Origin of the sequence: Legionella bozemanae (genome assembly GCF_001648595.1) — a bacterium.
Taxonomy (GTDB): Bacteria; Pseudomonadota; Gammaproteobacteria; order Legionellales; family Legionellaceae; genus Legionella; species Legionella bozemanae.
Window position 1 is genome coordinate 41,098 of sequence record NZ_LBAW01000001.1, and the last position, 21,293, is coordinate 62,390.

Here is a 21,293-nt window from a genome sequence, read left to right on the forward strand (position 1 = left end):
AGTATAAAAAAGAAAACTTAAGGTTTTATTAACAAAAAAATAAGTCTTTACATAAAAATTACATTTCTTTACAGAAAGCCTATACAATGACCAACAAGAAAACAGATAGTAACCAAATTATTCCACTGGTTACATAAGGGTACTGATATCCTTTGTATTTTTTTCTTCGTGAAAGAATATCAAGAATAAGAACTGGAACAACGGAAAGAAAAGTCAACATGAATATTAGTACAACTGGAACCGCGATTTTCTGAAAAGGCATAATGCCCACTAAAAAATTCTCTACTTCATACAATATTTCACGCACATAAAAAATTGCCCATAAGCACCAAAAGGTAAACGTATAAATTAGCCAAGAAGCAGCAAATAGCGGTACAAGCAATTTAGCTCCTTTTATGGCAAAGAACTTGTTAAAGGCTTTAATAAATTCCTCTGAAAAGAAAACCAGAATCGCACTCAAAAGAACAACCCAAGCCAGTGTTAATAACATTTATTTGTTCCTTTTCTCAACATCTTCTAATACTTCCCACCGCGCATAAAGTCGTGTCAGTAAATCCTCATCTTCAGCCAGACCTTGATTAATCTTTGTAATCAGTTGGGCATCCTGTTGGTAAAATTTGGGTTCAGTCATTTGTAATTGTAATTCGGCTATTTTTGCTTCTAGCTGTTCAATTTTTTGTGGCAACTGCGCCAGTTCACGTTGCTCATTAAAACTTAATTTGTTTGTTGCAGGATTTCGTTTCACAACAGGTGTTTTTACTACTTGCTCTCGCTGTTGTTGTTTTTTATGCATTTTATATTCATCATAACCACCCACAAATTCATTAAACTGCCCTGCTTCTTCATAAACCAGAACACTGGTAACGACTTGATTAATAAATGCTCTATCATGGCTAATTAATATTAAAGTTCCAGGATAGTCAACTAACATGCTTTCAAGGAGCTCCAAAGTTTCAATATCCAAATCATTGGTAGGCTCGTCCATTACTAACAGGTTTACTGGTTTGGCAAACAATTTGGCTAATAATAATCTGTTTCTTTCTCCACCAGAAAGCACTGAAACCGGTTGATTAAAACGCTCGGGTGAAAATAAAAATTCACGCAAATAACTGGCAACATGTTTTTGTTTGCCATTAATTGTTACATAATCCGCACCATCACCCACATTAAACATAACTGTTTGATCTTCCTGCAAATGACGACGCAATTGATCAAAATAAGCGACACTCAAAGAAGTGCCACGCTTTATTTGTCCAGAGTCTGGCTGTAATTCCCCGAGCAATAGCCGGACCAGAGTCGTTTTACCACATCCATTAGGACCGATTATTCCAAGCTTATCCCCGCGAGTTAACAGTAAGGAAAAATCACGTAAAATTGTTTTATTTCCCAAGTTATAGTTCACTTGGTTTGCCTCGATAACCACTGCACCTGAACGAGTTACATCGAGAGAGAATGATTTGACCTTACCCAATTGATTGCGGCGTGCCTTATATTCTTCACGCATTGCCTTTAATGCGCGCACCCGTCCTTCATTACGTGTTCGTCGCGCTTTGATTCCTGTACGGATCCATGCCTCTTCCTCTGCCAGCTTTTTATCAAATAAATCATTTTGCTTTTGCTCGCTAAGACGAATGGTTTCCCTTCTGTCCAGATAAGTTTCATAGTTACAATCGTGTTGGTATAGTTTTCCTCTATCAATTTCTAATATCCGGTTGGATACTTGACTTAAAAACTCTCTATCATGAGTCACCAAAAGGACAGCTCCTTTGAAACTCTTTAAATAAGCCTCCAACCATTCAATCGCTTCAATATCCAAATGGTTTGTAGGCTCATCCAATAGTAATAAATCTGGAGTTGCGATGAGTGCCGCCCCCAGAAGCACACGCCGTTTCATCCCACCTGACAAGTTATTCATGCGCTCATTAGTAGCTATACCTAAACGACTGGCCATAGTTTCAATTTGCGGCAATTTATCCCAAGCATGTAAATTATCCATTTGTTGCTGGCACAAAGCTAATTTATCCGTGTCACCCAATTGAGATAATTCATTAAAACGCGATAAAATCTCCCCTACTTCGCCAAGGCTTTTCACGAGGAAATGATAGACAGATTCTTCTTCAGTAATTGGAACCTCCTGAGTCAATCCAGCAACTCGTAATCCAGAAAGCTGATTGATTTGACCACTATCAGGAACCAAATCTCCCAATAAGAGCTTAAGCAAAGTGGATTTACCTGCCCCATTTCGTCCAACTAATGCAATACGATCATGAGATTGGATCTGCCAATCAGCATTATCTAATAACTGATTACCTGCAATATTGAGAGAGACGCCATGAAGGGAAATAATACTCATAAATAAACTCTGATTATAAATGTGTAGCCTGAGTGCAGCGAGGTGAAGCCCTGAAGATTGCAAACTAATAAACCCAGGCCATACCTTTTCTATGTACCCAGGCTACTTTCCAATAAATTACTTCGAAGATAAAACCATTATACCATCCATCTCAACCTGAACACCACGTGGCAATGCAGAGACTTCTATCGCTGCCCTTGCTGGATATGGTGATGCAAAATAACGACTCATTGCTTCATTAATTAAAGGAAAATGACGCAAATCCGTAAGATAAACATTTAATTTCACTATATGTGCCAAACTACCACCTGCAGCCTCACAAACTGCCGACAGGTTTTCTAAAACCTGGGTGATTTGCAATTTAATATCTTCGCTGCATACTTCCATCGTTACAGGATCAAGTGGTATTTGTCCTGAAAGATAAACTGTATCCCCACACTTAATGGCTTGTGAATAAGTTCCAATAGCTTCTGGAGCCAATTTTGTATTTACCGGTTGCATTAATTATCCCCTTGTTTTTTTCTATAAAGACGCATCACCACTTTATTTGCCCGTAACCTACGCATTACACGAGCCAAATGCGTTCTATCAATAACACTAATTGAGAATGTAACTGCATTATGTCGTCCATCTCGCGGATCCACATTGATATTACCTATATTGGATCCTGCTTCTGCAATAGCAGTTGCCAGAGCAGCTAACACACCACGCTCATTTACTACGTCAACTGTAATATCAACCCAGTATTCACCTTCAACCTTCTCATCCCAACGTAAGGCAACAAATTGCTCTGGATTAGTTCGTGAATTTTTTAAAGTGGTACAATCACTGCTATGAACAATAATTCCTCGACCCTGTTGGAATTTTCCAACAATATTATCGCCAGGAATAGGCTGACAACATTCACCAAAATGAACCACCATTCCTTCCGTTCCTTTAATTGCCAAGGGACGTGTTTTAACTCCTTTATCCAGTTCATTAGAGTCTTGACTTACTACCAATCTTTTGGCAATTACCATTGCCATTTGATTGCCTATACCAATCGCATAGAGCAAATCATCCATCGTTTTATAATGTAAATCACTTAATAATGCGTGTATGGATTCTGGTGGAATTTTTGCATAATCACTAGATAGTTCGTTTAATGACTGCTCGAGAAGGCGTTTTCCTAAACTAATTGATTCTGTATTTTGTTGACTCTTCAGAAAATGACGGATATTAGAACGCGCTTTTCCAGTAACTACAAAATTTAACCAAGTCGGGTTGGGATGAGCACCTTGTGCCGTAATAATCTCAACCGTTTGCCCATTAGACAAAGGAATACTTAACGGCACCAGTTTTCTATTTACTTTCGCCGCCACACAACTATTACCCACTCCTGAGTGAACTGAATAGGCAAAATCAACCGGCGTAGCTCCTTTGGGTAATTCCATAATATGGCCTTTAGGAGTAAAAACATATACTTCATCTGGAAATAAATCGATTTTGACGTTCTCAATAAACTCTAACGAACTTCCAGTACTCCGTTGCATTTCCAACAGACTTTGCACCCATTCTCTTGCACGCAACTGCGCTTCATTTACTTCAAGGCCGGACGATTTATAAATCCAATGCGCAGCTACCCCATTGTCAGCAACCTTATCCATGTCACGAGTACGAATTTGCACTTCGAGAGGAACCCCAAAAGGCCCGAACAAAGTGGTATGCAGGGATTGATATCCATTCGCCTTAGGTATGCCAATATAATCTTTAAAGCGTTGAGGAACAGGTTTATAGGTACAATGTAAAGCACCTAAAATACGGTAACAAGAATCAATATCTTCAGTAATCACACGAAAAGCAAAAACATCAGTAATCTCGGTAAATGAGGCTTTTTTCTGGCGCATCTTTTTATAAATACTGTATAAATGCTTTTGTCTACCGAACACTTGTTCATAAGGAATATTTAATTGCGCTAAAGCCAGTTGCAAATCACGTTCAATTGTCTGGGTCAATTCACGTCGATTACCACGAGATTTTTCAACTGCTGATTTAATGGCTCTGTAGCGCATAGGATATAGAGCCTGGAATCCTAAATCCTCAAGCCCTACATAAATCGAATGCATCCCCAAACGATTTGCAATTGGGGCATAAATTTCCAGAGTTTCTATGGCTATACGTCTGCGTTTTGCATAAGGCATTGCACCTAGGGTCTTCATATTATGCAAACGATCGGCTAGCTTAACAATAATTACACGAATATCTTTAACCATGGCCAAGACCATTTTACGGAAATTTTCCGCCTGAGCCTCTGCCTTTGATTCAAATTTGATTTTAGTCAGTTTGGTCACACCATCCACGAGGGAGGTAATTTCTTCGCCGAATTGGCGTGTTAAATCATCTTTGCTCACGGAGGTATCTTCAACCACATCATGAAGCAAAGTAGCCATAATTGTTTGATAATCCAGCCGCATTCGGGCAAGAATCAACGCTGCTGCAACAGGATGAGTAATATAAGGCTCGCCAGAACGCCGCATCTGCCCTTGATGCGCTTTTTCAGCAACCAGATAGGCTTGGTAACATTTCTCTATTTGCGACTGCTCAAGATAGCATTTCAGCTCTTCATCGAGCTCCTTAAAGTAGCTCACGCAGTACTCCCTAGTATCTAACATGACCATACCCCTATACCCATAATTCACCCTATTTAAGGTGTCCCATATAAATCACAATCCTTTATGATTCGTAGCTTGGGTGAAGTGAAACGAATCTGGGAATTTTAGTCACTCAAAACTTGGGGAACCATTTCACTTTACCCAAGCTACTTGAATATTTTTCCTGGGGTCTCTGTTTACAACGATTGAACAAAGACCCATCCAAAAAATTATTCTTTATCCAAAATTTCTGGCGTAATTAATCCTTCTGCTATTTCACGCAAAGCCACTACCGTAGGTTTATCATTTTCCCATTCAACCATAGGCTGATCTCCTCGAACTGCAATTTGACGCGCACGTTTAGTGGCTACCATAACCAGTTCAAATCGATTTGCAACGTTCTTTAAACAATCTTCAACTGTAACTCGCGCCATAATTCATTCTCCAGTAGCAAAACCCTGCATTTTACTGCGATGATAACAGGAAAGAAAGCAATTTTGATTGTTTATTTATCTGCCGCTCAATACGTAAACGGTTTGCAATCACAATTGCACCCAACTCCATCGCTGCTTTTTCAAAATTATCATTAACGATTAAATAATCAAACTCAGGATAATGACTCAACTCATCCTGGGCTTTTTTCATCCGGTCACTAATCACTTCATCCTTGTCCTGTCGTCTATTCAATAACCGTTGTTTTAAGGCATCCAACGACGGCGGTATAATAAAGATACTCACCGCATCCGGAAAGGAACGCCTAATCTGCTCTGCTCCTTGCCAGTCTATATCCAGAATTACATCGATGCCATTTTGCAAACGGTTAGTAATTTGCTCCATCGATGTTCCATATAAATGATTAAAGACTCGGGCATGCTCTAAAAAAGCACAATCATTAATCATATGTATAAATTCTTCTTCATCAATAAAAAAGTAATCCACTCCATGCTGTTCCCCAGGTCGCATCATTCGTGTTGTATGCGAAATAGATACTTCAATATCATCAAGAGTTTCAATTAACTTTTTTACTAAACTTGTTTTACCTCCCCCAGAAGGTGCTGCAACAATAAACAAATTACCCGAATAATCACCCACAATAATACTCACTCAATGTTTTGAATTTGCTCACGCATTTGCTCAATTAAAACTTTCATTTCCACTGCACTCTGAGTCAATTCCACAGAGTCAGACTTTGAGCTTAGCGTATTCGCCTCCCTATTTAATTCTTGCATCAAAAAATCAAGACGCCTGCCTGCTATTTTATCGCAATTTAGTGTCCGATTCACTTCATCAAGATGAGTCTGTAACCTATCTAATTCCTCGCTCACATCAATACGCGTCAAAATCAAAGCAATTTCCTGCTCTACACGCGACTCCTGAACTTCAAGTTTCACAGAGTGCAATCGGGTCAATAACTTGTCTTTCACTTGTTCCGTTTGCATTAATACTATAGATCGAGCTTTCTTAATTTCTTGACCTAATTCATTTAATCGTCCTTCCACATGTGCTTTCAATGCGCTCCCTTCTGTGGTACGCATTTGACGTAGCTGCTCGACTGCCTCATTAAACAAGGAAAGTGCATGCTCTCCTAACACCTCCACATCGGGCATACTTGCTTGCATCACGCCAGGCCAGGATAGGACGCGACTAACACCTAAATCATTCGGCAAATGGTGTGACTCAGCAAGTTTCTCACTTAAATTCACTAATGCATTTACCATGCCTATATTTATAAGCATAGACTGATTATTAGCACTTGTGTCTTGATATTTCAGCTGACACTCCAATTTTCCGCGATTGATCTTACCCCGCAGCAAATGACGCAATTGTTGCTCTATAAATCGGAACGATTCAGGCAAACGAAATGAAACATCTAAATAGCGATGGTTAACAGACTTTATTTCCCAACAAAAATGACCTTCTTCGATTTGCTTTTGCACACGCGAGAAAGCCGTCATACTTTGAAGCATATAGATACCAATGAAAAAAACTACCTTGCGCGAATATACTCCAATTTAAAGCAATTGGACAGAGACAATCTGACTGAAATTGTTAATCAGATCACGAGGCTAAGTGAGCAATATTACACCATTTTGATATTTAATTAAATACATAGATACAATAATTTCATGAAAGCTCTAATGCAAATCACCTATTTTATCCCGAGTTAACTCTTTAACCCGAGACTAAATAATGACTTATTTTATAATTGCTTATTTGGTGAAGAGATTGATGTCTTTTGCTGATTTTGGGACAAAAGCTCATCCATCCTTTCATTCATCCAACTCATAAGGGTTACTGCAGACATCACTCTGAGGCCTCGAGGAAATCCTCCTTTAAAAAATCCATAAACACCCTGTGTTGTATAGAGCTTTTGAACCGTTTTGAAAAAACCGGCTGAGTTCTCATTAATTGAAGACTGCTGAGCTGTTTTCACTACATCAAATTTTTGAGAAACCAATGTTGCTCCTACTCCAGCCAGCATTCCTGCAAGCAGAGAAGCAGCATAATCATTGGGATAATACTCTTTTATTCTTACTTTCAATGTGGGAGTCACTGCTAGAAAAAATGTAGAAAATAGCCCTTCCCTCAGCATCGTTGCCATCAGTCCTGTATAAAGACGAGACCAGCCTCTTTGCCTCACCAGATTTGATCCTGTTGAGAAAAAACCTGTTTTTGGATGCGTCATTATCATTTCAGTTGGACAGCTTATCAAAGCAGAACCAACCCCGGCAGCGAATGCGCTCGTTAGCTTTTGAGCATCAGACAATTCATACTTATTTCCCAGAAACCATTTTTGAAAAAAACAATTCAAACCTACTTGCACTGCAGTTATTGGAATCATACTTGCTGCATTCGGCAATATACCTCGATACAATACTTGCGGATTTAGCGTAAAAGGATCTCCTTTTTGCATTCGTGTTTTTATTGACCACAAAGGATGGTCAACAAACACTTCGAAAGCGCCAGTAATACTTCCTGAGATAATGCTTTGGAATATACTTAGATTGTTTTTCTTTTCTTTTGGGTATGCCTCTTCTTTACGTGCCTCAAATTTTGCTTGAATCATAATGATGCTCCGATAGTTAAGTCAAATGAATTCATTACCCGCTGAGTGCTTCTCCCTAGAGAGGCACGGATAATGACAAATGACCGCCCTAGGGAAAGGAAGGTAAGAAAAGAATCACTAAAGAAGAAATATTGTGTAAGGAAACTAAATCGCAGACTAATAGCGTGCTTGCAGGCAAACCTGCAGATAATGCCACGCTGTTTTCATAACTACGATTGTTCATAATGAAGGCTTTTTTTAAGTTAAAGTTCAAGCTACCATGATGAGTCATTATTAGTCAACATGGACTTAAAGAATTTTTTTGCTCCAAATTAAAACCATATGTTTGGAGATTCACATCAAGAGCGCAACATATCATTTTTTCCGAGCACACCATGAGCATATCGATAATAAAAACGATGATTATGTGTTTTTATCACGTCCCTCATACTTTAGGATGCAACATGGGAAGTTAAGCGTTATAATTCTTATTTTTATCGAGGATTATCTAATGCGCCCAAGTAACCGTGAAGCCAATCAATTACGTTCTGTTAAATTAACCAGAAACTATACAAAACATGCTGAGGGCTCAGTTCTTGTTGAATTTGGACAAACTAAGGTATTGTGTAATGCATCAGTAACCGACGGAGTTCCCCGTTTTATTAAAGGAAAAAATCAAGGTTGGGTAACTGCTGAATACGGTATGCTCCCGCGCGCAACACACAGTCGTACTGAGCGGGAAGCAAGTAAAGGTAAGCAAGGCGGCAGAACCATGGAAATCCAACGCCTCATTGGCCGCTCGCTAAGAGCTTGTGTTGATTTAAAATTTCTGGGTGAAAATACGATAACGCTAGACTGTGATGTCATTCAGGCTGACGGGGGTACAAGAACAGCAGCTATTACAGGTGCCTGTGTCGCGATGAGAGATGCAATAAACTGGATGGTAGAGCGAGAAAAAATACGTAAAATGCCTGTATTTCATTACATCGCTGCAGTTTCTGTAGGAATATATCGAGGCCAAGCCGTACTTGACTTGGATTATGCTGAAGATGTACTTGCCGAAACTGACATGAATATAGTTATGAATGAAGCAGGACATTTCATCGAAATTCAAGGCACTGCCGAAGACAAGCATTTTAATCGTGATGAATTAAACAGCATGCTTGCACTTGCTGAAATGGGTATTCCTCAATTAATTGAATTACAAAAAAATGCATAAGTACTCCTGCCATTGAGGTCAATTTAAGAAAAATATTGGAACCCAAAACGGCTGGGCTGAAAAGTCCAGCAATGATATTACAAAATGTGCCCAATCGTTTAAGAAACCCTTGGTTTTGCAGTGAATCAATAATTAAAATAACGATTTATCAAGTGCTATATCGCGTGCTGTATGGGATGAAATAATATTCTTTTTCACCAGCTCAGTTAAATGCTGATCCAAAGTTTGCATGCCTTTAGCCTGACCTGTTTGGATGGAGGAATACATTTGTGCCACTTTATCTTCACGAATTAAATTTCGTATCGCACTGGTGCAAATCATAATTTCCAAAGCGGCAACTCGCCCACCCCCACTTTTTTTCAATAAAGTTTGCGCTACTACAGCTTGCAGTGATTCAGACAGCATTGAACGCACCATAGCTTTTTCCTCAGCCGGAAACACATCAATAATCCTATTGACGGTTTTGGTTGCAGAATTAGTATGTAAGGTACCAAATACCAAATGTCCGGTTTCTGCAGCGGTCATTGCTAAACGGATCGTTTCCAGATCGCGTAACTCACCTACCAAAATCACATCAGGATCCTCACGCAATGCGGAACGCAAAGCAGCATTAAAATTAAGTGTATCGCGATGAACCTCGCGTTGATTCAATAAGCATTTTTTACTTTGATGCACAAACTCTATGGGATCCTCCACAGTTAAAATGTGATCATAACGACTTGAGTTAATGTAATCGATCATGGCTGCCAAAGTTGTGCTTTTCCCTGATCCTGTTGGACCAGTAATGAGCACTAACCCCTTAGGATAACTGGCCATTTCTTCAAAAATAGCAGGTAATTCTAAGTCACTCATACTTAAAATTTCAGAAGGTATAGTACGGAAAACAGCTGCAGCTCCACGCAACTGATTAAAGACATTCACCCTAAAACGGGCTAGATTAGTTATTTCAAAAGAAAAATCGGTTTCCAAAAACTCTTCAAATTCTTTCCTTTGCCGATCATTCATCACATCATAGATGATTTTTATCACCTCTTTATGTTCCATGGCAGGTAAATTAATTTTGCGCAAATCACCATCCACGCGAATCATAGGGGGTAATCCTGCAGAAAGATGTAAATCTGATGATTTATTTTTTACGGAAAATGCTAATAGTTCTGCTATATCCATTGCTTAATTCGTCCTGATTATTATCTGATGATAGGCTGAACTATTAATACCAGTCTACCTATAAAATATGATGCTACTAGCTTAGCGCACGAAGTGATACTCGGCAAACATTGTTTCTTTTGCTATTGTTAAGGTTCGCAAACATACTTAAATGATTATGAATCTTCAGCAAAATCTACATCAAATAAAACAACTAATTAAGCAATCTGAACTGGATTTTGACAGAAAACCAGGGAGTGTTCTATTACTTGCTGTCAGCAAACAACAAAGCATTGAGGCGATTAGCCAATTATTTCATCTTGGAGTGACCCATTTTGGAGAAAGTTATTTTCAGGAAGCCCAACAAAAAATAAATGCATTAAGAAACATGCCCATATGTTGGCATTTCATTGGCCCCATTCAAAGCAATAAAACCAAAGGGATTGCCACCTCATTTCACTGGGTTCACAGTGTTAGCCGCTTGAAAATCGCCCAGCATCTTAATAAATATCGCCCACCTCATTTAGATCCGCTCAACATCTGTTTACAAATTAATTTAGTAGATGAAAAAACAAAATCAGGAATTCCTCCTGAAGATGCTGCTGAATTAGCTTTGACAGCCAGTCAACTTCCACACCTCAAGCTAAGAGGTTTGATGACTATCCCTCCTCCCCAACAAGATAAACAAACTCAATATGATTTATTTATGCAACTCAATCAACTGATGCATGCACTAAATCAGGAACTTCGGCTCAATATGGACACATTATCTATGGGCATGAGTGATGATTTAGTCTCCGCAATTAAGGCAGGCGCTACTATAGTGCGTGTTGGACGGGCATTATTTGGTGAGCGACAAAAACAAAGCGACGCGATATAATCCTAATAAATCAGTTGTAGGTATGCAGGATAGGGGAAAATATGTCTGGTCTTATCGCCGTAACACTTTTTATTGTTTCTTTATTTTTTTCACTTATTATTTTTAGTTTATGGCTACGCATCGCGCTACGCTATTTACGCGTCAGTGCACTTCATCCGGTAAGCCAGCTTATTCATAAAATAACCAACCCTATAGTAAATCCAATTCAACTGATATCAAAACAACCTTATAAGCCGGGACAAAAATATGATATCCCGGCTATTATCACCTTGGTTTTGGTTGAGCTATTAAAAATTATCTTCTTCAGCCTTCTTATCTTAAATGGACTAATTCCTATTATATTCATATTCATTTATATAATTGCCGACTTAATCATCCAGCCTTGTGATATTTTGTTTTTTGCCATACTTATCCGTGTTGTTATGAGTTTTATCAATCCAGAGTGGCAAGGTCCAATTGCTGATTTCTTACGTTTGCTAACAGAGCCCTTGTTAAAACTCGGTAGAAAGATTGTTCCGGACATTTCTGGTTTTGATTTTTCGCCTTTTATCATCATGATTTTACTGAAAATAATTACTTTATTTATTAGCGCAAACCTACCCTGGAGATTATTATAAAAGCAGCTATACTTAATTTTAAGCAGAGGATTAGTAGGATTGAATCATGAAATTAACGTTCCTCAGAAGTACTAGCTTGGGATTAATCCTTTTACCTTTTAGTTTATTTGCTGATACTCAATCTTATTATTGCCCGCAAAACCACGGATATATTAATTTAGGAATGACACCCGATGAAGTAATCGCAGCGTGTGGCCAACCAGTGAGCCAGCAAGAATCAAATCAACCTGTTATGCAAAAAATTCCCATGCAACAGCTCATTTATAATAATATGGGAACTCAAACCGCCTTTTACGGAGTATGGAATGTTCCCACGGGCAATGGGGGTGTTTCACTTGAAGTAAATATTGTCAATCAAAAAGTACGCTCTATTAAATTAAACGGCTCAGATAGCAATGCGGTATCTGTTTGTCAGGGCGCAAACATTCAAGCGGGGGATCCAGTACAAAAAGTGTATTACTCCTGTGGATCTCCTTCTATGGTAAATAATACTTTTATCAATGAAATTGTACCAACCGCCGAAAAACCTCAAGTTTGGCTCTATCAGCCCGGGGAGTACCAACCTGCCGTTACCATGACTTTTGTTAATGGTAAATTGCAATCCATTCAATAAGTCGCAAAGCGATAGGGTATAATAATTGCCTATTTCATTCTATTCCCTATTTTTAGGCAAATCACAGTGCAACACTATGGTAAGTTAAAAAAATAAGATACACTCTCAAAATTTTAGCGCAGAACTCCATTCAAATTAATGAGGTCACTGCTTTTCTTGAAATATTTGTTGAGGTAGGTTTTGAAATGACTGCAAGCATAGATGAACTCACTATTGCATTTAGTGAAAATGGAATAGAAACAGTTAAAGAGCTGGATAAGAAGGTATTAAGTAAAGGGGCCTGGACTACGATTATGTTTAAGTATCAGGATTGGGATAATGCCCAAAACGGCTATGGACCCGTTAAATTTTCAATTCGACGTTATCAAAAACGTAATAATCAATACTGGCAAAAATCCAAATTTAATATATCCAGCGCAGAACAAGCGCAGAAAATCATTGATATTCTCAGTGACTGGTTGAAATAGTTTTAACATTGATAACTAATTTTATTATTAAATTTTTACAAATTTTATAACTTTTTTAATAAATATATTCTATCTCCCAGATTTACGATTTTGCTTCCTGAATTACTCATGCATTTCGATATAAGTTACTATAAATAAAAGATTTTTTTGTAACCTCCTTAATAAAACAAGCAAAACCTCTGGGAGTTTTTGTCCAATTTGAACACCCTTGTGCCCACAAAATAACCCCCAAGATTTTTTTTTGTTCTAATTATTCATATTTCTTAAGGTTAAGTTAATTTTTGCTCCTTATAATACAAATCCAATTTAACAACGATGTAAAATATTATCATGCAGACTAAAAAAGAAACTCAAGTTCCAAAAACTGGTCAACCACCTGTGACTTCACTATGGAGCATGCCAAACCTTTCTAATGCTCCATGGTTGGTAACACCGTTGGAAGTGGTGAAGCAAAAACTACAAACTCAAAAAACGTACCAGCAACCTGTATGGAGCGTATCGAGTATATTTACTTCCGCCTGGTATTCACCATTTGAAGTAGTAAAACAATCACTGAAAACTACGAAGCAACCATCTGTGTGGAGCATACCTTCATGGTACTCACCATTTGAAATAGTAAAACAAACACTACAAACTCAAAAAACGAAGCAGCAACCTGTAACTCCATCAGTGTGGAATTTACCCACTATATATCCTTTTCCTGGGATAATGCCATTGGATTTACTAAAGCAACAGGTCCAAACCTCAAAAACCAAGCCCTCTCATAAACCTGAGACCTCAGGAGTAGGAGGTTTACCTAGTTATGCTTGGTCAGCAATGCCGTCAATGGAAACAATTCAACAACAATTGTGGAATGGAGCTAATTTTGTAACTGTTGCATTAGCTACAAGTTTTAGTATCGTAGCGGTTCAAAGTCCAGTAAAAACGGTGTTAGTTAATTTATCCAAGAGCGGTAATATGGTCCCTACTTATCAAGGTGGGATTTGGGGATTTATGAGAGCAATGTATGCTGGAACTTCAGCTTCTATTTCAGGATCAGTAATTCGAACTGGGTATGTTACCGGAGCTAAAGGCGGCAGCAAGCCTCTAGAAGAAGGGATTCATGAGGCGAATAAAGAAGAAGGTAAAAAATACTCTGCAACGAATTATACCTATGTTATGGCTATGGCTTTAGGCGATATCCTGGTGACCCAAATACCTGAATCATTATCCACATTGAAAAAAGTTCCGGGTCTTCTTCCTCCTGACTTTGTATGGAAAACGCCTAATAACGCTTGGAAATTGATGATGGGTGGTTTTATACCCAGATATGGTTCTGGAATGGTTAATTTTGCTGCTTTATGTATTCTTGAAGAGAGAATAGCAAAGGGCTTGCCAATTCAAGATAAAAATGTAGCTCATTTCACTTCTGGAATGTTCAGTGGTATGGCTGCTGCCTTTTTCTCATATCCATTTACATCTTTTAAAGATTATGCCCTAGTGCAATCTACGGTTAAAGATGGACGTCTGCACAATGTAAGCACAATTAAATTAACTCAAGAGTTATTTTATTGCTTCATCGAGAATCCAGGAGCTTCATTAAAATCATTTGGATCAATGGCTCTAAAACAAGTTCCCATTCGAATGGGCTTAACAGGGGTTATATTTGCTCTGGTTGCTGGTGTTGGTGAAACTATGGGGCAAGAACCTTTGGAAAAAGTTGTTCCCAAAAAATGCCAACCCTCACCAGGAAAATCCAAACACAGTATGTTTGCGCCTAAAGAAACAACAACTCCTCGTATTGAAGAAGTTGAAGAAACCAATGAAAAGGACAAAAGCACGAGTAGCAAGCTAGACTAAGTGTTTGAAAAAAATTGCATGGCAAACTAATTTTCATAAAATAGTTTGCTCTATGCAAAAATAGTGTATTATAGAGAACTGCAATGTTTAATTTTAAACCACGCATTGCAGTTTTTAACACTATTAAAAAGGATGATAAAATGATGTCACGTCTCGGGATGTTTTTTAAACCAGTTCTTGAAACCACGGCTTATTCAATTGGAGCAGCCGCAGTAGGTAGTGGTATTTATCGTGCCGGAACTTATATTCAAAATAAAACAAAAGGACAAGAGCAAGGACAAGAGCAAAGTGATTCCTTTAGAAAGGATATAACTCTTTCACTTGAACACGGTAATGAAGTGCATGCGCCAGGGATTAAGCTTGGATATTAAAATCCATCCCTCGTTGTCATTTATCATCATGAATGACGCATAAAGATCGGTGTTGTAAAAATTAGATTTATCAACACCGAGCCGAATTGTCTTACAAAAAACCAACAAAATTATACCCACTCCAAACCAGGATGGGAACGTTCGAAATACTTCTGAACCATTTCCTCTGAAACTAAATCCAAACGCGCTGGATGCCATTGAGGTTTTTTATCCTTATCAATCAATAACGCTCTGACACCTTCATAAAAATCATAATCGTGCATAAAATGACTGACTACATCATAATCGATTTGCAAGCATTGCGCTAAAGAGAGCCCTTTTGCCTTTTGTAATTGAGCTAAAGTCACTTTAAGGCTCAAAGGAGATTTTTGAGCTAAAGTATTATCGACCGCTTCCGCCCATACTGTATTGGCACTTTGCAGGGACTCTCGAATCATTTCAACTGTTGGATGCGCAAAACAGACATCAATCAATGGCTTAATTTGACTGACCTCCTCTGTAGCAGGTACAAAAGAAAAGCGCTGCAAGCATTGATTGACACGCTCAAAAGCATCTATTGATAAATCTTCGTTCATTAATGCATCATATAAAGCAGGCATTTGTTCTGAGGACACCATTTTTTTAACCAATCCAGCTTTCACCGCATCATGTGGGCCTAGGCGATTGCCGGTCAAGCCCAGGTAAGTGCCCAAATATCCTGGACATCGGGTTAATAAATAGCTCGCACCAATATCAGGAAAAAAACCAATACCCGTCTCAGGCATAGCAAATACGAAACGCTCACTGGCTATGGGATGACTTCCGTGCATGGAAATCCCCACCCCTCCTCCCATAACAATACCATCAATTAGAGAAATGTAGGGTTTACCAAGATGATGAATAAAATGATTTAATCGGTATTCGTGCCAAAAAAACTGCATTTGCTCCGCATCATTTACTTGTCCGGTAAAATAGAGCGAGCGTATATCTCCCCCAGCACAAAATGCATTTCCCGAAACAGCACGCACGACTACCGCATGAATAGTATCATCTCCTTGCCAAAGGCTTAACTGCCTTTGTATGTTAAGAATCATATTTAAAGTCAGCGCATTCAGTGCACCAGGTCTATTTAATGTAATAACACCCAATGAACCTTCTTGATTAAAAAGTACTTCATCAGTCATGATTATCTTCCTTCGAACCCTGCAGCTCGTTTTTCCAAAAATGCCGCCACCCCTTCTTTCTTGTCTTCAGAAGCACATACTTTGGCAAAGTGAATTGCTTCTAGATGCAAGGCCTCGGTTAAAGACAAGTCATAACCATGATCAATAACCTCCATAACACTTGCAACCGCAAGAGGAGCCATGCTCAAAATTCCATGCAATAATGTTTTCCCACGATCCAACAAAGCTTCCGGCTCTACAACCTCACTCACCAACCCCCAATTTAATGCCGTTTCAGCATTAATAAATCGTCCGGTCAAACATAAATCTAAAGCACGTCCTTTACCGATTAAACGCCCCAATCGTTGTGTACCGCCATAGCCAGGAATTACCCCCAGTTTCACTTCGGGCTGACCAAATTGAGCTTTAGTTGAAGCGATCCTTAACGTTGCAGAAATAGCTAATTCACAACCGCCACCGAAGGCAAATCCGTTCACTGCTGCTAATGAAGGTTTACCTAAAGTTTCCAAAAGACGGAAAACCTCTTGTCCACGACAAGCAAATTCATATCCTGTTTGTGCAGTACATTCAGCCAATCGGCTAATATCTGCGCCAGCACAAAAGGCTTTACCATGACCAGTAATTATTAACGCCTTAACTTTTGGGTTGGTTTTCGCAGAATGGAATGATTCCTCTAAAGCATCTAATACTTCCGAGCTTAAAGCATTTAACTTTTCGGGTCTGTTCAAAGTTAAAGTCAAAATTCCCTGGCTATCTAAATCTTGTTCAATTAAATTCATTTCATTCACTCCTTTTCTGTAAGAACATACTAGTATCATAGCCTGTGTGCAACGTAGCAGAACCCGCTTTAGGAGTTCATTCTGCGCTAAAAACTCAGGATCAGCTCTGAAAAAACCTCATCATTTTTTTACCCTACGTACTGCGCGCTTTAAGCGCGGTACGTAGGGAGGTTTATTAAAATTAATTAGTAACAATAAACTACTTTTTAAGTTGGTGTCTATCTCAAGGTTCCATGCCACACCCAATCTATAATATCAATCAGCACAAAAAGTGCTCCTCATCCAAAGTTGTCTTCGCTATAATTTCGCGCATGATTTCATTAGTTCCTTCAAGAATTTGATGCACTCTCAAGTCCCTGAATATACGCTCAATTTGATAATCACGTAAATAACCATATCCCCCATGAATTTGCATTGCCTTGTCACAAATGCGGAAAGCAACATCCGTAGCCAGACGTTTCGCCATGGCACAATATAGAGGGACTTGAGAATCATTTTTATCCATAGCATTTGCTGCTCGATAAACCATTAAACGTGCTGCTTCGTAATCTGTCAGCATATCCGCAAAATAAAAACGTAATGCTTGCATCTCGGTGAGTGGTTTGCCAAATTGTTTACGCTCATGCATATAGTTCTGAGTTAATCGTAAGCAAGCAAGGGCTCCACCTAATGAACATGAGGCAATATTTATCCGCCCCCCATTTAAAGCATTCAATGCAATTTTAAATCCCATGCCTTCATCACCAACACGATTAGCAATCGGTACGCGACAATTTTCAAAATACACCATACAGGTAGGTTGACTATGCCATCCCAATTTTTTTTCTAATTTCCCAAAACTTAATCCTGGTGTATCTTTTTCTATCAATAGGCAACTTATTCCATGATGCGATTCATCGCCAGTACGAACCATACATAAATAAACATCACTTACTGAACCACCTGAAATAAAGGCTTTGGAACCATTAAGAATATAATAGTCTCCATCTTTTACAGCTCTGGTTTTTAAAGAAGCTGCGTCTGAACCTGCCTCAGGTTCAGTCAAACAATAACTACCAAATACTTCCATGGAGGTTAATCTAGGTCCCCACTTCATTCGTAACTCAGAATCAGCATATCGGTCCACTAAAGAAGTAACCATATTATGAATGGAAAGATAAGCACTGGTACTGATGCAACCTGTTGCTAATTGTTCAAACAATAATGCGGAGTCTAACCTTGTTAATTGGGCTCCACCAATATCCTCACGCGCCATCATCCCAGCCATTCCTAATGAGGCGGCTTCGCGTAAAACCTCTATGGGAAAATAATGATGCTCATCCCAATTATCGGCCATAGGAGCCAATTTCTCGCGCGCAAAATCAGCTGCCATCTCACGAAAGGCCAAATGTTCTGCTGTGAATTCAAAATCCATAAACTGTCCTTAGAAAATTTATTTAAATGTATTATTATTGCGAATTTTTATCATCCATGAAAGAGATATGCTTCGAAAATTACCGAGAACATTTTATGAACGCGATACAATCAGTGTTGCCAAAGAACTTTTAGGAAAATACCTTATCCATAACCAATTCGGACTTGAATATATAGGAAAGATTGTCGAGGTAGAAGCGTATCTGGGACAACATGATCTCGCCTCCCATTCCTCTAAAGGTCTTACCCAAAGAACGAAAGTCATGTTTGGGCCAGCTGGATATGCCTATATCTATTTAATTTATGGAATGTATTATTGTACCAATGTCGTTACTGAAACTGAAGGCACAGGTTCTGCAATATTGTTACGTGCTGTTGAACCCATCAAAAACATTCAAGGACGAACACAAGGCCCTGGATTGCTTTCCAAAGCAATGCATATAGACAAGCAATTGAACCAATATGATTTAACCGGTAATATTTTTTACATTGCGGAAGCAGAAAACCAAGATCCGTTTACCATTGTGGAAAAACCAAGAATTGGGGTTCATTATGCAAAAGATTGGGCAGAAAAATTACTGCGCTTTTATATAAAAGATAATCCTTTTATTTCCAAACCATAATCCTTAAAGCAGTGGGCCTCATAGTGAGAATAACTAAGTATCTACTGCTTTTTTAAGGATAATGATATGATTGCAAATTTCCTGCTCGTGAAAAGAATAAGAATAATCCTAGAAAAAGCAGTTGAAACCGTAACGAGCCAATTAAGGTGCTGAAAATGATGGATTTTTTTGAATTTTTTTCGTGAAAGCAGTGGTCACCACTACGGTGAGCGAAAAAAATTCAAAAAAATCCGGCAGATTGAGTACCTTTAGCTTGCAGCAGGTTTCAACTGCTTTTTCTAGGATGATCACATGGAAACTCTTGCAGCACCTGTAATTCATAATGACTCACTTACTGTACTCAAAGAATACTTTGGTTTTGACTCGTTTAGAACACCTCAGGAAGACATCATACATGATGTCATTGCTGGACGTGACGTTCTTGTTTTAATGCCAACAGGCGGTGGAAAGTCCCTATGCTATCAAATACCTGCTATAGTAAGACCAGGAACAGGTATCGTTGTTTCTCCATTGATTGCATTAATGGAAGACCAAGTGGCTGCACTTAGATTACAGGGAATTCGTGCGGCATATTATAACTCCTCTTTAACCAGTGAAGAAGCAAAAAACGTATTAATGCAATTACATCATGATGAATTGGATTTACTGTATATCGCTCCCGAACGTTTGATTAACCCATCATTTCTGGAGCGCTTAAAAGAATGCCGCATAGCACTTTTTGCCATTGATGAAGCCCATTGCATCTCTCAATGGGGACACGATTTTCGTCCCGAATATTCTGCTTTAGGTATTTTAAAAAACCATTTTCCTAATATTCCAATTATTGCTTTAACTGCAACTGCTGATAAACAAACACGCCAGGATATTGTTGATAAATTAAACTATTCACCTAAAAAATATATTGCTTCATTCAATAGACCTAATATCTATTATAAAGTAGTCCCCAAAACCAATGCAGTGAAACAATTGAATCAGTTTTTGCAAACAGTAGAACAACAATCCGGGATTATTTATTGTAGTACCCGTACTGGCGTGGAAAATCTTGCCAAAAAACTGCAAGAAATCGGTTTCAAAGCTCGTGCCTATCATGCTGGGCTTTCCCATAAAGAACGTCGAGAAGTCCAAACTTTATTCAGGTATGATCGTATTGACATTGTTGTTGCCACGATTGCTTTTGGGATGGGAATTGATAAACCCAATGTTCGTTTCGTTATTCATCATGATTTACCTAAAAATATTGAAGGCTACTACCAGGAAACAGGACGTGCTGGACGTGATGGATTGCCAGCCCAAGCACTTTTACTCTATGATGCAGCGGATAGTGCGAGACTACGCTCCTGGATTATTAATAATCCGCTCGATGAACAAAGACGGGTTGAAACCAATAAGCTCAATCACATGCTTGCTTTCGCTGAAGCAGCCTATTGCCGTCGCCAGATTTTATTACGCTATTTTGATGAACCTTGTGATACGGAATGCCAATATTGCGATGTGTGCGAAAATCCTCCAAAAACAGCTGATGCAACAGAAGATGCGCAAAAATTCTTATCCTGTATTTATCGATTACGGCAAAATTATGGTCTAACACATACCATAGACGTATTGCGTGGTAGTTCTTCAGATAAAATAAAGCAATACGGTCATGAGCAACTAAGTACCTTTGGCATTGGTAAAGGCAAATCTGCCCACTACTGGAAGCACCTGGCCTGGCAACTCATTCATAAAGAGTATTGTGTGCAGGACATGAATCACTTTAATGTTCTTAAATTAACCCCCAAAGCCATTCCTTTGCTTAAAGGCGAAGAAAAAATCTCGCTTACTTTACCTAGTGATGATCTTAAACGGGGTAAAAAGAAAACCAAAGAGCGACCCTCTGTTGAAACAACAAACACCCCATTATTCGAATTGCTTCGTGCATTAAGACGCCAGCTGGCTGATGAAGAAAACAAACCACCTTTTATGATTTTCAGTGATGCAACCTTACACGCAATGGCTGAAGTAAAACCTCAAAATTTGGAACAATTACTTACAATACCCGGCGTAGGTCAACATAAATTGGCTCATTATGGACATCAGTTCCTTAACGTACTGAGCGAATACAGTGAATAAGATAAATTGGCAGCAAACCAGATGC

At 38.8% G+C, this 21,293-nt stretch carries 21 protein-coding genes; 9 read left to right on the top strand and 12 right to left on the bottom strand.

Annotation, left to right across the window (positions count from 1 at the left end):
• Positions 1-79: 79 nt before the first annotated feature.
• The 8 genes from A8O27_RS01115 to A8O27_RS01150 all read right to left on the bottom strand — a co-directional run bounded on the left by A8O27_RS01115 (position 80) and on the right by A8O27_RS01150 (position 8,050).
• A complete protein-coding gene (locus A8O27_RS01115; protein WP_058460442.1) occupies positions 80-490 on the bottom strand; it encodes a hypothetical protein in 411 nt (136 codons plus the stop codon).
• Entirely contained in the window at positions 491-2,353 is a 1,863-nt protein-coding gene (locus tag A8O27_RS01120) for an ATP-binding cassette domain-containing protein (RefSeq protein WP_058460441.1), read from the bottom strand.
• Between the two features lie 117 nt (positions 2,354-2,470).
• Complete coding sequence (locus A8O27_RS01125) at positions 2,471-2,854, bottom strand: RidA family protein (protein WP_058460440.1); 384 nt, start codon at positions 2,852-2,854, stop codon at positions 2,471-2,473.
• Positions 2,854-4,980: a bifunctional GTP diphosphokinase/guanosine-3',5'-bis pyrophosphate 3'-pyrophosphohydrolase gene (spoT, locus tag A8O27_RS01130; RefSeq protein ID WP_058460439.1), complete on the bottom strand. Its 2,127-nt coding sequence runs from the start codon at positions 4,978-4,980 to the stop codon at positions 2,854-2,856. The genes A8O27_RS01125 and spoT overlap by 1 nt, the downstream gene beginning before the upstream one ends.
• 233 nt (positions 4,981-5,213) lie before the next feature.
• Positions 5,214-5,417 (bottom strand): DNA-directed RNA polymerase subunit omega, encoded by a 204-nt coding sequence (gene rpoZ / locus A8O27_RS01135; RefSeq protein ID WP_010653170.1) that lies wholly within the window; start codon positions 5,415-5,417, stop codon positions 5,214-5,216.
• 31 nt (positions 5,418-5,448) lie between these two features.
• Positions 5,449-6,078: a guanylate kinase gene (gene gmk / locus A8O27_RS01140; RefSeq protein WP_115684353.1), complete on the bottom strand. Its 630-nt coding sequence runs from the start codon at positions 6,076-6,078 to the stop codon at positions 5,449-5,451.
• A gap of 5 nt (positions 6,079-6,083) precedes the next feature.
• Positions 6,084-6,950, bottom strand: coding sequence for a YicC/YloC family endoribonuclease (locus A8O27_RS01145; protein ID WP_058460437.1), 867 nt, complete (start codon positions 6,948-6,950; stop codon positions 6,084-6,086).
• Between the two features lie 233 nt (positions 6,951-7,183).
• A complete protein-coding gene (locus tag A8O27_RS01150; protein ID WP_058460436.1) occupies positions 7,184-8,050 on the bottom strand; it encodes an MC/SLC25 family protein in 867 nt (288 codons plus the stop codon).
• A 490-nt stretch (positions 8,051-8,540) separates the two neighbouring features.
• Here A8O27_RS01150 and rph point away from each other — a divergent pair, with 490 nt between their 5' ends.
• Positions 8,541-9,248 carry a ribonuclease PH gene (rph, locus tag A8O27_RS01160; protein WP_058460434.1) on the top strand — a complete coding sequence of 236 codons (708 nt, stop codon included), beginning with the start codon at positions 8,541-8,543 and terminating at the stop codon, positions 9,246-9,248.
• Between the two features lie 132 nt (positions 9,249-9,380).
• Here the strand turns inward: rph and A8O27_RS01165 are convergent, their stop codons facing one another.
• The gene (locus tag A8O27_RS01165) at positions 9,381-10,415 is read right to left on the bottom strand and encodes a type IV pilus twitching motility protein PilT (RefSeq protein WP_058460433.1); all 1,035 of its coding nucleotides are present in this window, start codon (positions 10,413-10,415) and stop codon (positions 9,381-9,383) included.
• Positions 10,416-10,572: 157 nt separating this feature from the next.
• On the opposite strand from A8O27_RS01165, the gene A8O27_RS01170 reads away from it, so the two are divergent.
• The 6 genes from A8O27_RS01170 to A8O27_RS01195 all read left to right on the top strand — a co-directional run bounded on the left by A8O27_RS01170 (position 10,573) and on the right by A8O27_RS01195 (position 15,181).
• Positions 10,573-11,274, top strand: coding sequence for a YggS family pyridoxal phosphate-dependent enzyme (locus tag A8O27_RS01170; RefSeq protein ID WP_058460572.1), 702 nt, complete (start codon positions 10,573-10,575; stop codon positions 11,272-11,274).
• Positions 11,275-11,315: 41 nt separating this feature from the next.
• Positions 11,316-11,891 carry a YggT family protein gene (locus A8O27_RS01175; RefSeq protein WP_058460432.1) on the top strand — a complete coding sequence of 192 codons (576 nt, stop codon included), beginning with the start codon at positions 11,316-11,318 and terminating at the stop codon, positions 11,889-11,891.
• 46 nt (positions 11,892-11,937) lie between these two features.
• Positions 11,938-12,504 carry a DUF2845 domain-containing protein gene (locus A8O27_RS01180; protein WP_058460431.1) on the top strand — a complete coding sequence of 189 codons (567 nt, stop codon included), beginning with the start codon at positions 11,938-11,940 and terminating at the stop codon, positions 12,502-12,504.
• A gap of 185 nt (positions 12,505-12,689) precedes the next feature.
• On the top strand, positions 12,690-12,971 hold the full coding sequence (locus A8O27_RS01185; protein WP_058460430.1) for a hypothetical protein: 282 nt from the start codon (positions 12,690-12,692) through the stop codon (positions 12,969-12,971).
• Positions 12,972-13,301: 330 nt separating this feature from the next.
• The gene (locus A8O27_RS01190) at positions 13,302-14,810 is read left to right on the top strand and encodes a hypothetical protein (RefSeq protein ID WP_058460429.1); all 1,509 of its coding nucleotides are present in this window, start codon (positions 13,302-13,304) and stop codon (positions 14,808-14,810) included.
• Positions 14,811-14,950: 140 nt separating this feature from the next.
• Positions 14,951-15,181 (top strand): hypothetical protein, encoded by a 231-nt coding sequence (locus A8O27_RS01195; protein WP_131744455.1) that lies wholly within the window; start codon positions 14,951-14,953, stop codon positions 15,179-15,181.
• Between the two features lie 110 nt (positions 15,182-15,291).
• Here A8O27_RS01195 and A8O27_RS01200 read toward each other — a convergent pair whose 3' ends face one another.
• The 3 genes from A8O27_RS01200 to A8O27_RS01210 form a co-directional block, all read right to left on the bottom strand.
• On the bottom strand, positions 15,292-16,344 hold the full coding sequence (locus tag A8O27_RS01200) for an enoyl-CoA hydratase/isomerase family protein (RefSeq protein WP_058460427.1): 1,053 nt from the start codon (positions 16,342-16,344) through the stop codon (positions 15,292-15,294).
• Positions 16,345-16,346: 2 nt separating this feature from the next.
• Entirely contained in the window at positions 16,347-17,123 is a 777-nt protein-coding gene (locus A8O27_RS01205; protein WP_058460426.1) for an enoyl-CoA hydratase/isomerase family protein, read from the bottom strand.
• Between the two features lie 259 nt (positions 17,124-17,382).
• Entirely contained in the window at positions 17,383-18,537 is a 1,155-nt protein-coding gene (locus A8O27_RS01210) for an acyl-CoA dehydrogenase family protein (protein ID WP_058460425.1), read from the bottom strand.
• Positions 18,538-18,604: 67 nt separating this feature from the next.
• On the opposite strand from A8O27_RS01210, the gene A8O27_RS01215 reads away from it, so the two are divergent.
• A complete protein-coding gene (locus A8O27_RS01215; RefSeq protein ID WP_058460424.1) occupies positions 18,605-19,159 on the top strand; it encodes a DNA-3-methyladenine glycosylase in 555 nt (184 codons plus the stop codon).
• A 291-nt stretch (positions 19,160-19,450) separates the two neighbouring features.
• On the top strand, positions 19,451-21,268 hold the full coding sequence (gene recQ / locus A8O27_RS01220) for a DNA helicase RecQ (protein WP_058460423.1): 1,818 nt from the start codon (positions 19,451-19,453) through the stop codon (positions 21,266-21,268).
• Positions 21,269-21,293 lie beyond the last annotated feature (25 nt).

Coding starts and splice junctions, on each gene's coding strand:
- A8O27_RS01115 (WP_058460442.1), bottom strand. CDS start 490: ATGTTATTAACACTGGCTTGGGTTGTTCTTTTGAGTGCGATTCTGGTT.
- A8O27_RS01120 (WP_058460441.1), bottom strand. CDS start 2,353: ATGAGTATTATTTCCCTTCATGGCGTCTCTCTCAATATTGCAGGTAAT.
- A8O27_RS01125 (WP_058460440.1), bottom strand. CDS start 2,854: ATGCAACCGGTAAATACAAAATTGGCTCCAGAAGCTATTGGAACTTAT.
- rpoZ (WP_010653170.1), bottom strand. CDS start 5,417: ATGGCGCGAGTTACAGTTGAAGATTGTTTAAAGAACGTTGCAAATCGA.
- A8O27_RS01145 (WP_058460437.1), bottom strand. CDS start 6,950: ATGCTTCAAAGTATGACGGCTTTCTCGCGTGTGCAAAAGCAAATCGAA.
- A8O27_RS01150 (WP_058460436.1), bottom strand. CDS start 8,050: ATGATTCAAGCAAAATTTGAGGCACGTAAAGAAGAGGCATACCCAAAA.
- rph (WP_058460434.1), top strand. CDS start 8,541: ATGCGCCCAAGTAACCGTGAAGCCAATCAATTACGTTCTGTTAAATTA.
- A8O27_RS01165 (WP_058460433.1), bottom strand. CDS start 10,415: ATGGATATAGCAGAACTATTAGCATTTTCCGTAAAAAATAAATCATCA.
- A8O27_RS01170 (WP_058460572.1), top strand. CDS start 10,573: ATGAATCTTCAGCAAAATCTACATCAAATAAAACAACTAATTAAGCAA.
- A8O27_RS01175 (WP_058460432.1), top strand. CDS start 11,316: ATGTCTGGTCTTATCGCCGTAACACTTTTTATTGTTTCTTTATTTTTT.
- A8O27_RS01180 (WP_058460431.1), top strand. CDS start 11,938: ATGAAATTAACGTTCCTCAGAAGTACTAGCTTGGGATTAATCCTTTTA.
- A8O27_RS01185 (WP_058460430.1), top strand. CDS start 12,690: ATGACTGCAAGCATAGATGAACTCACTATTGCATTTAGTGAAAATGGA.
- A8O27_RS01190 (WP_058460429.1), top strand. CDS start 13,302: ATGCAGACTAAAAAAGAAACTCAAGTTCCAAAAACTGGTCAACCACCT.
- A8O27_RS01195 (WP_131744455.1), top strand. CDS start 14,951: ATGATGTCACGTCTCGGGATGTTTTTTAAACCAGTTCTTGAAACCACG.
- A8O27_RS01200 (WP_058460427.1), bottom strand. CDS start 16,344: ATGACTGATGAAGTACTTTTTAATCAAGAAGGTTCATTGGGTGTTATT.
- A8O27_RS01205 (WP_058460426.1), bottom strand. CDS start 17,123: ATGAATTTAATTGAACAAGATTTAGATAGCCAGGGAATTTTGACTTTA.
- A8O27_RS01210 (WP_058460425.1), bottom strand. CDS start 18,537: ATGGATTTTGAATTCACAGCAGAACATTTGGCCTTTCGTGAGATGGCA.
- A8O27_RS01215 (WP_058460424.1), top strand. CDS start 18,605: ATGCTTCGAAAATTACCGAGAACATTTTATGAACGCGATACAATCAGT.
- recQ (WP_058460423.1), top strand. CDS start 19,451: ATGGAAACTCTTGCAGCACCTGTAATTCATAATGACTCACTTACTGTA.